Source organism: Pseudomonas sp. P108 (assembly GCF_032613195.1).
Taxonomy (GTDB): Bacteria; Pseudomonadota; Gammaproteobacteria; order Pseudomonadales; family Pseudomonadaceae; genus Aquipseudomonas.
The window spans coordinates 6,263,503-6,277,545 of record NZ_CP126691.1; the positions used below are offsets into that span (position 1 = coordinate 6,263,503).

The window sequence follows — 14,043 nt, forward strand, 5'->3', positions numbered from 1 at the left end:
GGGAACGATCGGCAACGGTTACTTGGCGGCGACTTTCTCGGACTTGCCGTCATAACGCTTGCGCCACTCGGTCAGAATCTCGTCGCGATTCTTTGAGGCCCAGGCAAAATCGTTCTTGATCAGGCGCTGCTCGTAATCCGCCGGCAATTCGGTCTGCGGCTTGGCGATGCCCGGTTGCGCGAGGACAGCGAAGTTCTCCTTGTACAGATCCATCGCCTCGGCACTCGCCGAGAAGTCAGCCAGTTTCTTCGCCGCTTCTTCATGCGGCGTGCCTTTGATCACGGCAGTCGCTTCGATCTCCCAACCCAGACCTTCCTTCGGCAGGATGATGTCCAGCGGCGCGCCCTGACGCTTCAGCTGTACCGCCGGGTATTCAAAGGAAATCCCGATCGGGAACTCGCCCGCCGCTGCTAACTTGCAAGGCTTGGAACCGGAGTGAACGTACTGGCCGATGTTCTGGTGCAGACCGTCCATGTAGGCCCAGCCCTGCTTCTCGCCAAAGGTTTGCAGCCAGGCGCTGACGTCGAGGAAACCGGTGCCGGACGACGCCGGGTTGGGCATGACGATCTTGCCTTTGTACTCAGGCTTGGTCAGATCCTGCCAGCTCACGGGTTTGGTCAGGCCCTGCTTCTCAGCCTCAACGGTGTTGAAGCAAATCGTCGCGGCCCAGACGTCCATGCCGACCCACGCGGGCGGGTTCGCGGCGTCGCGGTAGTTCGCGCCGATCTTGCCGAGATCCTTCGGCGCGTAGCTTTGCAGCATGCCTTGCTGGTCGAGAATCGCCAGGCTCGAAGCAGCCAGGCCCCACACCGCGTCAGCCTGTGGACGGGCCTTTTCGGCGAGCAGTTTGGCGGTGATGATCCCGGTGGAATCACGCACCCATTTGATCTCGACGTCCGGGTTGGCCTTTTCAAAGGCTTCTTTGTAGGACTTCAGTTGTTCGGCTTCGAGGGCGGTGTACACCGTCAACTCGGTTTTTGCCGCGAAGGCATTCAGGCTGAAAGTAGCGAGCACAGCTGCGGCCAGGGCCATAGGCTTGAACATGATCGTTTTCCTGTAAGTGAGTTGAATCAGTGACCGGGCGCGGTTTGCCGCCAGGCTTGAGAACGGCGCAGCAAGCCGCGCGAAGCCCACGCCAGCAGCAAGGACACGCCCGCCGAGGTGAACAGAATCAGGGTCGACATCGCCGCCGCGCCGCCGACGTTGCCGGCGTCATCCATGTTCAGCACCGCCACCGCCGCGAGGATGGTGTCGGGGCTGTAGAGAAAAATCGCCGCCGACACAGTGGTCATCGCCGAGACGAACAGGTAGCGCACGATGTCCAGCAGCGCCGGCAGGCAGATCGGCACGGTGACGCGCAGGTAGTGGCGGTACAGCGGCGCCTTGAGCGACAGCGCGGCGGCTTCGAACTCGGCGTCGAGTTGGCGCAATGCGGTGGTCGCGGTCATTTGTGCGGTGGTCAGGTAGTGCGCGATGGTGCAGACGATCAGCAGCGTCATCGTCCCGTAGAGCACATGCAGCGGGTTACCCGTGAGGTTGAAGAAGAAAACATAACCGAGACCAAGCACCAGTCCCGGCACCGCCATCGGCACGAAACTGAGCATGCGCAACGCGAGGTTGAGGCCGCGCTGAGTGCGGGTTTTCTCCATCAGATAAGCGCCGGTGAAGATCAACACACTGCCGATCAACGCCGTGCCCAAGGCCATTTTCAAACTGTTGCTGTAAGCCAGCCAGCCACCGCCAGCGGTTTCGTTGAACTGATAGTGGTTGAGCGACAGCGACAGGTTGTACGGCCAGAACTTCACCAGCGACGAGAACACCGCCATGCCGAACACCAGAATCAACGCGGCGCTGATCAGCAAGACAATCGCCAGGTAACAGCCGTCGCGCAGTTTCGACGGCGCCGGTTTGAACACCTGCGCACGCCCGCTCATGGAGTCGCCGTGACGCCGACGCAGCCAGGCATCAACGCCGAAGCTGAACAGCGCCGGCAGCAACAGCACCATGCCGATCAATGCGCCGCGACCGAATTGTTGTTGGCCGACCACGGCTTTGTAGGCCTCCAGCGCCAGCACTTGATAGTCGCCACCGACCACCACCGGCACGCCGAAATCGGTGATGGTCAGGGTGAACACCAGACAGAACGCGGCGAACACGGCCTGGCGAGTGGCCGGCCAGGTGATGCTACGAAACGCCTTGGCCGGGCTGGCGCCCATGCTCGACGCTGCATCGAACAGTCGCGCATCGGCCAGCGACAATGCCGAGAGCAGAATCATCAGCGCATGTGGGAAGGTGTAAATCACCTCGCCCAGCACAATCCCCCAGAACCCGTAGATATTGTCCGAGAGCAATCCGCGCAACATGCCCTGATTGCCGAACAGATAGACCAATGCAATTCCGGGCAACATCGACGGCGCCATCAGCGGCAGCAGGGAAATCCCGCGCCAGATGCCCTTCGCCGGAATCATCGTGCGTTGCAGTGCGTAGGCAAACAGGTAAGCCAGCGGTACGACGATGGCCGCCACGCTGAGGGATACTTTCAGACTGTTGCCAAGCAGCCAGTGGAAATTCTCGCTGCTCACCAGTTCCTTCGCCGCGAGCCAGCCACCGCCCTGCCCGGCTTCACTGCTGAAGCCGCGCCAGAAGATCGCCAGCAACGGCAGCAATACCGCGACGCCGAGTAACAGCAGCAGAAGGACTTTGCCGCCGACGACAAAAATGCGATCGCCGATCTCGGCTTTCGAAGACTGTCGCACCTGCTTGTGCGGTAGCGGCAGCGCGAGATTGCTGTTCATCAGGCAAACACCTGCAGGCTGCGCGGCGGCAAGGCGACCATGATCTGCTGGGCGCCGAGGCGCGGCATGGCTTCCGGGGCGAGTTCGGCGAGCAGTGCGTGGCCCGGCAGTTGATCGAGTTCGAAACTCATGCGGCAGCGGTTGCCGAGGAAGGTGATCTCGCGGACTTTGGCCGGGAACAGGTTTTCTTCGTGTACCAGCGGATTGACGTTGATCGCTTCCGGACGGCAGAACAAACGGCCGGAGGCGCGCTGAACGCTGCCGTCACTGAGGCGCAGGTTCATCCCGCCGACCTGCGCGTGAGTGTCGCTGCTGCGTTGGAACGGCAACCAGTTGCCCTGGCCGACAAACTCGGCCACGAACGGCGTGGCCGGGCGGTTGTAGATTTCCTGCGGGGTGGCGTACTGCTCGACGCGGCCGTTGTTCATCACCGCGATACGGTCGGCCATCAGCATGGCTTCGTCCTGATTGTGCGTGACCATCAGGGTGGTGATGCCAAGGTTGCGTTGCAGTTGGCGCAGCTCGGTGCACAGATGCTCGCGGACCCGGGCGTCGAGGGCCGACATCGGTTCATCAAGCAACAACAGCGATGGTGCCGGCGCCAGCGCGCGGGCCAGCGCTACACGTTGCTGTTGGCCGCCGGACAATTGGCCGGGGTACTTTTTCTCGCTGCCGGTGAGGCCGACCAGTTCCAGCATCTGTCCGACGCGCTGGCGCACTTCATCGCGACCGCAGCCAGCAAGGCCGTAGGCAATATTCGCCTCGACGGTCAGATTGGGGAACAGCGCGTAAGACTGGAACAGAATCCCGTAATCACGGGCTTGCGGGGCGAGGTGCGAGACGTCGCGCTCGCCGAGGTACAGCTCGCCGCTGTCCTGCTTCTCCAGACCGGCGATGCAGCGCAGCAACGTGGTTTTGCCGCAGCCCGACGGGCCGAGCAGGCACACCAGTTCACCGGCGGCGACGTCGAGTGAGACGTTATCCAGCGCGGTGAAAGCGCCGAAGCGTTTCTGCACGCCGCGCACTTTCATCGGCGCACCGGGGTTGGTCAGGGCAGTTGCGATGGCAGGATTCATGGACAGACCTCATCAAGCAGATGGGGCCAATCCTAGAGTTGTAATGCGTCCGTCATGTGGCAACGAGGCAAAAACGGCCGATAGTGGTATTCGGGGATTTTGGTTCACCAGAGATCGTTCCCACGCTCTGCGTGGGAATGCCTCATCGGACGCTCCGCGTTCGGCTGTTGGGACGCAGAGCGTCCCGGGCTGCATTCCCACGCGGAGCGTGGGAACGATCATTACGCGGGGGACATTTCCTGGGCCAAACCGAGAAACGCCGCCGGCAACCGCGCGCCCTTGCGCTCTTTCAGGCAATAGAGGTACTCGGGAATCTGCGGCGCATTCTCGATCGTCAGCACGCGCAACTGCGGATCATGCGGCACTTCCTGCCGGGCAATGATGCTGATGCCGATATTGCGCAACACCGCCTCACGAATCGACTCACGGCTGCCAATCTCCAGCAACGGCCCGAAGCTCACCCCGGCACTCGCGAGCAACTCTTCCGTCAGCTGCCGCGTGGTTGAACCGGATTCACGCATCAACAAGGTATGCCCGGCCAGCGCACTCAACGCCACATGCTCCTGCGCCGCCAGCGGATGATTGCGATGCACCGCCAGCACCAGCGGATCAGTGCCCAACACCCGACGAATCAACCGCGCGTCATCGAGCAATTGCGACGACGCGGCGATGTCCACGCGGTAATCCTCTAGCGCTTCCAGCACTTGCTGCGAGTTGCCGATTTCCACCGACACTTCCACCTGCGGCAGACGCTCGCGAAAGGTCTTCACCAGATCGAGGATGTAATACGGCGCCGTCGCCGCGATGCGCAACGTGCCCTGCACCTGACCGCTGTTGCGCAGGAAAAACTCGATGTCGGCCTCCTGCTGCAGCAGCGTCTTGACCATCGGCAGCAACCGCGCGCCTTCGTCGCTGACGCTCAGACGCCGGCCGCCACGGTAGAACAACTCCACCGAGTACTGACTTTCCAAATTGCGGATCTGCGTGGTCACGGTCGGTTGGCTGAGGCCGAGTTTTTTCGCCGCCAGCGTGATGCTGCCCAGGCGGGCGACCATGTAAAACGCTTTCAGCTCGGCACTCAGCACAACCTTTCCTCATCTATTTGCGCAGCAGGCGCAAACCGTTGAACACCACCAGCAGGCTCACGCCCATGTCGGCGAACACCGCCATCCACATGGTGGCGAGCCCAGCGAAGGTTACCGCAAGAAAGATAGCTTTGATCACCAGGGCCAGCGCGATGTTCTGTTTCAGGATGCTCGCGGTGTTGCGCGACAGGCTGATGAACGCCGGGATCTTGCGCAGATCATCGTCCATCAGGGCGACATCGGCGGTTTCGATCGCGGTGTCGGTGCCGGCAGCGGCCATGGCAAAACCGATCTCGGCGCGGGCCAGTGCCGGCGCGTCGTTGATGCCGTCACCGACCATGCCGACCCGCCGGCCCTGTGCATAAAGGTCTTCGATGGCTTGCAGTTTGTCGGTCGGCAGCAAGTCGCCACGCGCTTCGTCGATGCCAACCTGTGCGGCAATCGCCTGGGCGGTGTGGACGTTGTCGCCGGTGAGCATCAGGGTTTTCACCCCGAGTTCGTGGAGCTGACGGATTGCTTCGCGACTGGTTTCCTTGACGGTATCCGCCACCGCGAACAGTGCCAGCGGGCCGGAATTGTCGAGCAGCAGCAGCACCACGGATTTGCCCTGTTTCTCCAGCGCGAAGAGTTTCTCTTCCAGTGCCGGCGAGCACAGGCCCAACTCTTCGACCAAGCGATGGTTGCCCAAGTGGTAGGTCTGGCCGTTGATCTCGCCTTTGACGCCACGCCCGCCCAACGCTTCGAAGTTATCCACAATCAGCGCTGCGAAGTTTTTATCCACAGCGGCGTTGGCGATGGCCAGCGACACCGGGTGATCGGAGCGTCCGGCCAACGCAGCAGCGATAGCCGGCGCGGAGGCATCGGCGGTTGGGTCCAGCGACAGGTAATCGGTCTGCACCGGTTTGCCGTGAGTGATCGTGCCGGTTTTATCCAGCGCCAGATAATCGAGCTTGAAACCGCCCTCGAGGTACACGCCGCCCTTGACCAGAATGCCTTTGCGCGCCGCTGCCGCGAGGCCGCTGACGATGGTCACCGGAGTCGAAATCACCAGTGCACACGGGCACGCGACCACCAACAGCACCAGCGCGCGGTAGATCCAGTCGAACCACACAGCGCCCATGAACAGCGGCGGAATGATCGCCACGGCCAAGGCAAACACGAACACCACGGGCGTGTAGATTTTCGAGAACTGATCGACGAAGCGCTGGGTCGGCGCGCGCGCACCTTGAGCCTGTTCAACGGCATGGATGATGCGCGCCAGGGTCGAGTTATTCGCTGCGGCGGTCACCGTGTATTCCAGCGAACCGGCCTGGTTGATGGTGCCGGCGAAGACTTTGTCGCCGACGGTTTTTTCTACCGGCAGGCTTTCCCCAGTGATCGGCGCCTGGTCGATGGTCGAACTGCCGCTGGCCACTTCGCCGTCCAGCGCGATGCGCTCGCCCGGCTTCACCCGTACGCGGGCGCCGAGTTCGACGCTTTTCACATCCAGCTCAATCCAGCTGCCGTCAGCCTGCAACACCGTGGCTTGCTCCGGCGTCATCTGCATCAAACCGCTGATCGCATTGCGCGCACGGTCCAGCGAGCGCGCTTCGATCAGCTCGGCGACGGTGAACAGGAACATCACCATCGCCGCTTCCGGCCACTGGCCGATGAGGATGGCACCGGTGACGGCGATGCTCATCAGCGCGTTGATGTTGAGGTTGCGGTTCTTCAGGGCGATCCAGCCCTTTTTATAGGTGGTCAGGCCACCGCTGAGGATCGACACCAGCGCGATGATCGCCACCACCCAGGTCGGAGCGGCATTGGTGAAGTGAATGACTTCAGCGGCGAGCGCGCCGACACCGGACAGCGCCAGCGGCCACCAGTGTTTTTTCACCGGTGCCGGGGCCGGCGCTTCGACGCCCGCCTCCAGCGGCTCGGCGTGCATGCCGAGGGATTTGATCGCCTCGGTGATCGGCTCGGTACCCGGCAGATTGTGAGTCACGCCAAGTACGCGGTTGATCAGGTTGAATTCCAGTTGCTGCACGCCGGCGAGTTTGCCGAGCTTGTTCTGGATCAGCGTCTGCTCGGTCGGGCAGTCCATCGCCTCGATACGGAAACTGCTCAGCCGCGCGTCGGCGCTGGTTTTCTCGCTCAGTTGCACCAGCGCAGGCGCGGCGGCTTTCGATGAGCAGCAGGAATCTTCGTGCGCATGAACCGGTGCCGGCGCTGCAACTTTCGGCCCGCAGCAAGAGTCGCCGCCGTGGGCATGTTTATGCACAGGCTGCAATTTATGACTGTGATCGTGGCCGTCGCCGGGCTTGTGGGTGTGCTGGGAATCGCTCATTGGTCGCGTCCATGAAGGTGCCTGTTGCCAAGTAAAGACCCTGTAGCCACTATAGGGTCAAGCACCCTTTTGGAGATTGCCGTCATGAAGATCGGAGAACTGGCCAAACTCACCGACTGCGCCGTGGAAACCATCCGCTACTACGAGCGCGAAAACCTCCTGCCGGAGCCGGCCCGCAGCGACGGCAACTACCGCGTCTACACCCAGGCGCACGCCGAACGCCTGACCTTCATCCGCAACTGCCGCACCCTCGACATGACCCTCGAAGAAATCCGCAGCCTGCTGGCCATGCGTGATAGCCCGCAGGATCAGTGTGAAAGCGTGAATACGCTGATCGATGAGCACATTCAGCATGTGAAGGCGCGGATTGATGGGTTGCTGGCGTTGCAGACACAACTGCTCGACCTGCGCCAACGTTGTGGCGAAGGGCCGGGGGCGGAACAATGCGGGATTCTGCAGCGGCTGGAAGTGAGTGGCGGGGTTGTCGCCACGGAAGTGGAACACTCCCATGTTGGCCGCAGCCACGGCCATTAAGACTCACGCAAAACCAAATGTGGGAGCGAGCCTGCTCGCGAAAGCGGTGTATCAGTCGACATCTCTATGACTGACACGCCCTCTTCGCGAACAGGCTCGCTCCCACAGGGGTTTTATGCAACGGCTTAGACCGCCATTGGCGCAGTCATTGGCGCGTGATGCTCGTAGCCTTCCAGCGAGAAATCGCTCGGCTCGACCAGCTCCAGCCATTCCGGCTGGTACACGCCAGTCTTGGCAAACTCCGGCACACGATCCGAAATTTTCAGCTTCGGCATGGCAAACGGCTCGCGCTTGAGCTGTTCGTTGAGCATGTCCAGATGGTTCTCGTAGACATGCGCATCACCGATGAAATAGGTGAACCAACGCGGCGTGTAGCCGGTCAGGCGACCGATCAGGCTCAGCAGCGCGGCGCCTTCGGTGAGGTTGAACGGTGTGCCCAGACCCAGATCGTTGGAGCGGATGTAGAGGGTCAGGGAGATTTCCTTGGTCTCGACATTCGGGTGGAACTGGTACAGCAGATGGCATGGCGGCAGGGCCATTTCATCCAGCTGAGCAACGTTCCAGCCGTGGAACAGAATACGGCGGCTACCCGGATCGTTGATGATCGTGTCGACGCACTGACGCACCTGATCGATGGCTTTGTACAGCACCACGTAGGCCTGGCCGTCTTCTTCGCCCTGAGCGATCTGCTTGTAGCCGTTGCTCAAGGTTTGTTCGATGGCGGCGGTGTTGCTCAGCGGGATCTGCTTGTACGCCGGCCATTTGCGCCATTGCACGCCGTAGATTTCGCCGAGGTCGTCGTCGCCCTGACGGAACGGGTTGGCCAGCCACTGCGCGTTTTCGTTGGCGTTCTGGTCCCAGACCTTGCAGCCCAGCGCACGGAATTCAGCGGCGTTGTTCACGCCACGGAGAAAACCGCACATCTCGCCGATGGCCGATTTGAAGGCCATTTTGCGCGTGGTGATCGCCGGAAAACCTTCCTGCAGATCGAAACGCAGCATCGCACCCGGGAAACTGATGGTGTTGATGCCGGTGCGGTTGGCTTGCTTGGTGCCGTTCTTAATGACGTGCGAGACCAGTTCGAGATATTGCTTCATGAGTTACCTGTGTCCTTTGAGCCCCGGCGTCGCGCGCCGGGGTTCGTAGTTTAAGCCGTCGGCGCGAGCGGTGCTGCCGGTGCGCGACGATAGGCCAGCCAGATCAGGAACAGCCCGCCGACGATCATCGGCACGCAGAGTACCTGGCCCATGGTCAGCCAGTTCCACGCCAAGTAGCCCAGCTGCGCATCCGGTACGCGGACGAATTCGACGATGAAACGGAAGATGCCGTAAAACAGCGCGAACATGCCCGATACGGCCATGGTCGGACGCGGTTTGCGCGAGAAAATCCACAGAATCAGGAACAGCGCCACGCCTTCGAGCGCGAACTGATAGAGCTGCGACGGGTGACGCGGCAGTTGCGCCGGATCGCTGAATGGCGGGAAGACCATGGCCCACGGCACGTCGGTGGCTTTGCCCCACAACTCCGCGTTGATGAAGTTACCGATGCGCCCGGCGCCCAGACCGATCGGCACCATTGGTGCGACGAAGTCCATCAACTGGAAGAACGACTTGCCGTTACGCTTGCCAAACCACAACGCGGCCAGCATTACGCCGATGAAACCGCCGTGGAACGACATGCCGCCCTTCCACACTTCGAAAATCAGCGTCGGGTTGGCCAGATAAGCACTCAGATCGTAGAACAGCACGTAACCCAGACGTCCACCGACGATCACGCCCATCGACATCCAGAAGACCATGTCGGAGAGTTTCTCCTTGGTCCAGGTCGGGTCGAAACGGTTGAGCCGGCGCGACGCCAGCAGCCACGCACCGCCGATGCCGATCAGGTACATCAGACCGTACCAGTGGATTTTCAGCGGACCGATGGCCAGGGCCACCGGGTCGATCTGCGGGTAAGGCAGCATTGCGACTCCTCGTTAGAGTTGAAACCAAAATTCCCGGGCGACGCTGCCACCTCAGGATTAAGCCAGGATTGCGACGCGGTTAAAGCAGAAAGCTTAACCCGACGCTGAACAGCAAAGCGGCGAACAGCCGTTTCAGCAAGCGCGGCGACAACCGATGCGCCAAACGCGCGCCGATGCGGGCGAAAACCATACTGGTCAGGGCAATGCCCAACAACGCCGGCAAATACACAAAACCGAGACTATGCGGCGGCAACAACGGATCGTGCCAGCCCAGAATCATGAAACTTAATGCACTGACCAAGGCAATCGGCAGACCGCAGGCCGATGACGTTGCCACCGCTTGCTGCATCGGCACGCTGCGCCAGGTCAGGAACGGCACGGTCAACGAGCCGCCACCGACACCAAAAATCGCCGAGGCCCAACCGATGATGCTGCCGGCCACGGTCAGACCGAGTTTACCCGGCACCGTTCGGCTGGCCTTGGGTTTGATGTCCAGCGCCAGTTGCACCGAGATGATCAAGGCAAACACGCCGATGATCTTTTGCAGATGCGGGCCGGAAATCGCTTCAGCGGTCAGCGCACCGAAACCTGCACCGAGCAGAATGCCGACGGCCATCCACATGAAGATCGGCCAGCGCACCGCGCCTCGTCGATGATGCTCACGCACGGCGTTGACCGAGGTGAAGATGATCGTCGCCAGCGACGTGCCGACCGCCAGATGGGTGAGAATCGACTGATCAAAGCCCTGCAAGGTGAAACTGAACACCAGCACCGGGACGATGATGATCCCGCCGCCGACGCCAAACAGTCCGGCCAGCACGCCCGCACAGGCGCCCAGCGCCAGATAGAGCAGAAATTCCATGACCGTCTCCCCAGACCGCATCCCCAAAACCGGAGCGGCATGGTAACGGATGCACACCCTTTGGCTCCACTGGCGATGGATGCACGGACGCCGGATGCGTACAGTGGACAAAAAACACACAAGGACCACCTTATGTGCCTGATTGTTTTCGCCTGGCGCCCGGGCGATGCCCAGCCGCTGATCGTCGCGGCCAACCGTGACGAGTTCTACGCCCGGCCGAGCCTGCCCTTGGCGCAGTGGCCGGAGGCGCCGCATGTGCATGCCGGGCGTGATCTTGAGGCCGGCGGCACCTGGCTGGGGATTGGCGCCAACGGCCGCTTTGCTGCGTTGACCAATATTCGCGATCCGCAGCAGGCGCCAGCGCGCAAGTCACGAGGGGAACTGGTGGCGCGGTTTCTGACCGGCGATGCGTCGATTGATGATTATTTGAGCGATGTGGTCGGGCGTTCGGCGGAATATGCCGGGTTTAATCTGTTGCTCGGCAACAGTCATGAGCTTTGGCACTTCAATGCGCGGTTGTCGGAACCGGTGATGCTGGAATCGGGCGTCTATGGGTTATCCAATGCCGGGCTGGATACGCCGTGGCCGAAGTTGCTCAAGGCCAAGGCTGGGTTGAGTGCGGTGCTGGATGATCCGCAACCGCAGAACTTGCTCGATTTGCTAAGCGATGCCCAGACCGCGCCGGAAGCTGAATTGCCGGATACCGGGGTGGGTCTGGCCACTGAAACATTGCTGTCGAGTGTGTTTATTGCCAGTCAGAGTTACGGGACGCGGGCGAGTACGGCGCTGGTGGTGCAGGCGGATGGGTCGCGGCGGATGGTCGAGCGGAGTTTTGGGCCGTATGGCGGGCATTTGGGCGAGGTGGAGATAAAAGCTTAAAAGCCGACCCTCACCCCAGCCCTCTCCCAAAGGGAGAGGGGGCCGACCGAGGTGTCTTGAGCCATACATCGACCTGAAAGACCGAGTCGATTATGGATTCAACACAGCACCTTCTTGTCCGTGTGAGTCGATTATGGATTCAGCACAGCACTTTCAGGTCGGCGGAGTTTTGCAGCATCCCCCAATCAGTCCCCTCTCCCTTTGGGAGAGGGTTAGGGTGAGGGGCTTTTGATCTTTAGACGGCCTTGATAACCGCCGGCGGATGCATCTTCGACAACCCAAGGTTCTTCAGCGCCAATTGCAGCGAGCTGTGGATCACTTGCGGGTTATCAATGGTCATCAACTCGGCCAACAACTCCTGGGCCTTGCTCAGATTGACCTGACGCAACATCCACTTCACCTTCGGCAAGTTGGTGGCGTTCATCGACAAACTGTCGAAACCCATCGCCATCAACAGCACCGCCGCCGCCGGATCACCGGCCATCTCGCCGCAGATACTCACCGGTTTGCCTTCGGCATGGGCATCGCGCACCACGGTCTGCAAAGCTTGCAGCACCGCCGGATGCAGGTAATCGTAAAGATCGGCCACACGCGGGTTGTTACGGTCGACCGCCAGCAAATACTGGGTCAGGTCGTTGGAGCCGACGGACAGAAAATCGACCATCCGCGCCAGTTCCTTGGTCTGGTACACCGCCGCCGGGATCTCGATCATCACGCCAATCGGCGGCATCGGCACGTCGGTGCCTTCGTCGCGCACTTCGCCCCAGGCCCGGTGGATCAGGTGCAGGGCTTCTTCGAGTTCGTGGGTGCCGGAGATCATCGGCAGCAGAATCCGCAGGTTGTTCAGGCCTTCGCTGGCCTTGAGCATTGCGCGGGTCTGCACCAGGAAGATTTCCGGGTGATCGAGGGTGACGCGAATGCCGCGCCAGCCGAGGAACGGGTTGTCTTCCTTGATCGGGAAGTACGACAGCGACTTGTCGCCACCGATGTCGAGGCTGCGCATGGTCACCGGTTGCGGGTGGAATGCGGCGAGCTGCTCGCGGTAGATCGCCAGTTGTTCTTTCTCGCTCGGGAAGCGCTGGTTGATCATGAACGGCACTTCGGTGCGGTACAGGCCGACACCCTCGGCGCCACGCTTCTGCGCCCGTGCCACATCGGCCAGCAGACCGGTGTTGACCCACAGCGGCATGCGGTGGCCGTCAAGGGTCACGCATGGCAGGTCGCGCAGGGTGTCGAGGCCCAGCGCCAGTTGTTTCTCTTCTTCGACGACTTCGGCGAACTGCTTGCGCAGCACTTCGCTCGGGTTGGTGTAGACCTCGCCGCGTGTGCCGTCGACGATCATTTCGATGCCGTCGACCTTGGCGTACGGCAGGTCGACCAGACCCATCACCGTCGGAATGCCCATGGCCCGGGCAAGAATCGCGACGTGGGAGTTACCCGAACCGAGTACCGAGACCAGACCGACCAGCGTGCCTTCCGGCACCTCGCCGAGCATCGCCGGCGTCAGCTCTTCGCTGACCAGAATGGTCTTTTCCGGGTAGACCAGGTTCTGCTGACGCTCTTCCTGCAAATACGCGAGCAGGCGCCGACCGAGGTCTTTGACGTCCGAGGCACGCTCACGCAGGTAGGCGTCGTCCATCAATTCGAAACGGTTGACGTGCTCAGTGACCACCTGACGCAGTGCGCCCTGGGCCCACTGGCCGGTCTTGATCACGGTGGTGATTTCGCTGCCCAGCGAGGCATCGTCGAGCATCATCAGGTAGACGTCGAACAGCGCGCGCTCTTCCGGGCGCAGCTGGGTCGCGAGCTTGGCGGACAACGCGCGCATGTCGGCGCGCACGCCTTCGATGGCGGTCTTGAACAGCGCCAGCTCGGCGTTGATGTCGGTGATGGTCTTGTCCGGCACCACGTCGAGATCCGCCGGCGGCAGCATGACCACCGCGGTACCGACCGCCGCACCCGGCGAACCCGGCACGCCGACGAACTTGGCTTCCTGAATGCCTTTGCCCTGACGGCCCAGACCGCGGATGGAACCTGTGGCCTCGGCGTGGGCGATAACGCCGGCAAGCTGCGCGCTCATGGTCACGAGGAAAGCTTCTTCACCTTCGTCGAACTGGCGGCGCTCTTTTTGCTGGATGACCAACACGCCGACGACGCGGCGGTGGTGAATGATCGGTGCGCCGAGGAACGAGGCATAACGCTCTTCACCGGTTTCGGCGAAGTAGCGGTAGCGCGGGTGAACCGAAGCGTTTTCGAGGTTCAGGGGTTCTTCACGCGTGCCGACCAGACCGACCAGACCTTCGTTGGGTGCCATGCTGACCTTGCCGATCGAGCGCTTGTTCAAGCCCTCGGTGGCCATCAGGACGAAGCGGTTGGTCTCGGGATCAAGCAGGTAGACCGAGCAGACCTGGCTGCCCATGGCCTCTTTGACGCGCAACACAATAATCCCCAACGCCGCCTTGAGATCCTTGGCGGAGTTGACTTCCTGGACGATCTTGCGCAGCGTATTGAGCATGGCTCGGG

11 protein-coding genes are annotated in these 14,043 nt (G+C 61.5%); 2 read left to right on the forward strand and 9 right to left on the reverse strand.

Features of this window, described 5'->3' with window-relative positions; genetic code table 11:
* Nucleotides 1–18: 18 nt before the first annotated feature.
* The 5 genes from QOM10_RS27795 to QOM10_RS27815 all read right to left on the reverse strand — a co-directional run bounded on the left by QOM10_RS27795 (nucleotide 19) and on the right by QOM10_RS27815 (nucleotide 7,282).
* Nucleotides 19–1,044 carry a putative 2-aminoethylphosphonate ABC transporter substrate-binding protein gene (locus QOM10_RS27795; RefSeq protein WP_007912988.1) on the reverse strand — a complete coding sequence of 342 codons (1,026 nt, stop codon included), beginning with the start codon at nucleotides 1,042–1,044 and terminating at the stop codon, nucleotides 19–21.
* Nucleotides 1,045–1,070: 26 nt separating this feature from the next.
* Nucleotides 1,071–2,795, reverse strand: coding sequence for a putative 2-aminoethylphosphonate ABC transporter permease subunit (locus QOM10_RS27800; RefSeq protein WP_316917276.1), 1,725 nt, complete (start codon nucleotides 2,793–2,795; stop codon nucleotides 1,071–1,073).
* Complete coding sequence (locus QOM10_RS27805) at nucleotides 2,795–3,871, reverse strand: putative 2-aminoethylphosphonate ABC transporter ATP-binding protein (protein ID WP_316917277.1); 1,077 nt, start codon at nucleotides 3,869–3,871, stop codon at nucleotides 2,795–2,797. Before QOM10_RS27805 ends, QOM10_RS27800 begins: the two co-directional genes overlap by 1 nt.
* A 221-nt stretch (nucleotides 3,872–4,092) precedes the next feature.
* Nucleotides 4,093–4,956 carry a LysR family transcriptional regulator gene (locus QOM10_RS27810; protein ID WP_316917278.1) on the reverse strand — a complete coding sequence of 288 codons (864 nt, stop codon included), beginning with the start codon at nucleotides 4,954–4,956 and terminating at the stop codon, nucleotides 4,093–4,095.
* 13 nt (nucleotides 4,957–4,969) lie between these two features.
* Nucleotides 4,970–7,282, reverse strand: coding sequence for a heavy metal translocating P-type ATPase (locus tag QOM10_RS27815; RefSeq protein WP_316917279.1), 2,313 nt, complete (start codon nucleotides 7,280–7,282; stop codon nucleotides 4,970–4,972).
* Between the two features lie 84 nt (nucleotides 7,283–7,366).
* On the opposite strand from QOM10_RS27815, the gene cadR reads away from it, so the two are divergent.
* Nucleotides 7,367–7,816: a Cd(II)/Pb(II)-responsive transcriptional regulator gene (gene cadR / locus QOM10_RS27820; protein WP_053124784.1), complete on the forward strand. Its 450-nt coding sequence runs from the start codon at nucleotides 7,367–7,369 to the stop codon at nucleotides 7,814–7,816.
* A gap of 125 nt (nucleotides 7,817–7,941) precedes the next feature.
* Here the strand turns inward: cadR and QOM10_RS27825 are convergent, their stop codons facing one another.
* The 3 genes from QOM10_RS27825 to QOM10_RS27835 form a co-directional block, all read right to left on the reverse strand.
* Complete coding sequence (locus tag QOM10_RS27825; protein ID WP_316917280.1) at nucleotides 7,942–8,913, reverse strand: thymidylate synthase; 972 nt, start codon at nucleotides 8,911–8,913, stop codon at nucleotides 7,942–7,944.
* Nucleotides 8,914–8,963: 50 nt separating this feature from the next.
* Nucleotides 8,964–9,779 (reverse strand): prolipoprotein diacylglyceryl transferase, encoded by an 816-nt coding sequence (gene lgt, locus QOM10_RS27830; RefSeq protein ID WP_007913003.1) that lies wholly within the window; start codon nucleotides 9,777–9,779, stop codon nucleotides 8,964–8,966.
* Between the two features lie 79 nt (nucleotides 9,780–9,858).
* The gene (locus tag QOM10_RS27835) at nucleotides 9,859–10,641 is read right to left on the reverse strand and encodes a sulfite exporter TauE/SafE family protein (protein ID WP_160042245.1); all 783 of its coding nucleotides are present in this window, start codon (nucleotides 10,639–10,641) and stop codon (nucleotides 9,859–9,861) included.
* Nucleotides 10,642–10,773: 132 nt separating this feature from the next.
* On the opposite strand from QOM10_RS27835, the gene QOM10_RS27840 reads away from it, so the two are divergent.
* Nucleotides 10,774–11,520 carry an NRDE family protein gene (locus tag QOM10_RS27840; protein ID WP_127930147.1) on the forward strand — a complete coding sequence of 249 codons (747 nt, stop codon included), beginning with the start codon at nucleotides 10,774–10,776 and terminating at the stop codon, nucleotides 11,518–11,520.
* Nucleotides 11,521–11,755: 235 nt separating this feature from the next.
* Here the strand turns inward: QOM10_RS27840 and ptsP are convergent, their stop codons facing one another.
* A complete protein-coding gene (ptsP, locus tag QOM10_RS27845) occupies nucleotides 11,756–14,035 on the reverse strand; it encodes a phosphoenolpyruvate--protein phosphotransferase (protein ID WP_150775335.1) in 2,280 nt (759 codons plus the stop codon).
* Nucleotides 14,036–14,043 lie beyond the last annotated feature (8 nt).

Bases quoted from the DNA above. Each gene is read 5' to 3' on its own strand.
- lgt (WP_007913003.1), bottom strand. From the start codon at position 9,779: ATGCTGCCTTACCCGCAGATCGACCCGGTGGCCCTGGCCATCGGTCCG.
- QOM10_RS27825 (WP_316917280.1), bottom strand. From the start codon at position 8,913: ATGAAGCAATATCTCGAACTGGTCTCGCACGTCATTAAGAACGGCACC.
- cadR (WP_053124784.1), top strand. From the start codon at position 7,367: ATGAAGATCGGAGAACTGGCCAAACTCACCGACTGCGCCGTGGAAACC.
- QOM10_RS27800 (WP_316917276.1), bottom strand. From the start codon at position 2,795: ATGAACAGCAATCTCGCGCTGCCGCTACCGCACAAGCAGGTGCGACAG.
- QOM10_RS27840 (WP_127930147.1), top strand. From the start codon at position 10,774: ATGTGCCTGATTGTTTTCGCCTGGCGCCCGGGCGATGCCCAGCCGCTG.
- ptsP (WP_150775335.1), bottom strand. From the start codon at position 14,035: ATGCTCAATACGCTGCGCAAGATCGTCCAGGAAGTCAACTCCGCCAAG.
- QOM10_RS27835 (WP_160042245.1), bottom strand. From the start codon at position 10,641: ATGGAATTTCTGCTCTATCTGGCGCTGGGCGCCTGTGCGGGCGTGCTG.
- QOM10_RS27815 (WP_316917279.1), bottom strand. From the start codon at position 7,282: ATGAGCGATTCCCAGCACACCCACAAGCCCGGCGACGGCCACGATCAC.
- QOM10_RS27795 (WP_007912988.1), bottom strand. From the start codon at position 1,044: ATGTTCAAGCCTATGGCCCTGGCCGCAGCTGTGCTCGCTACTTTCAGC.
- QOM10_RS27805 (WP_316917277.1), bottom strand. From the start codon at position 3,871: ATGAATCCTGCCATCGCAACTGCCCTGACCAACCCCGGTGCGCCGATG.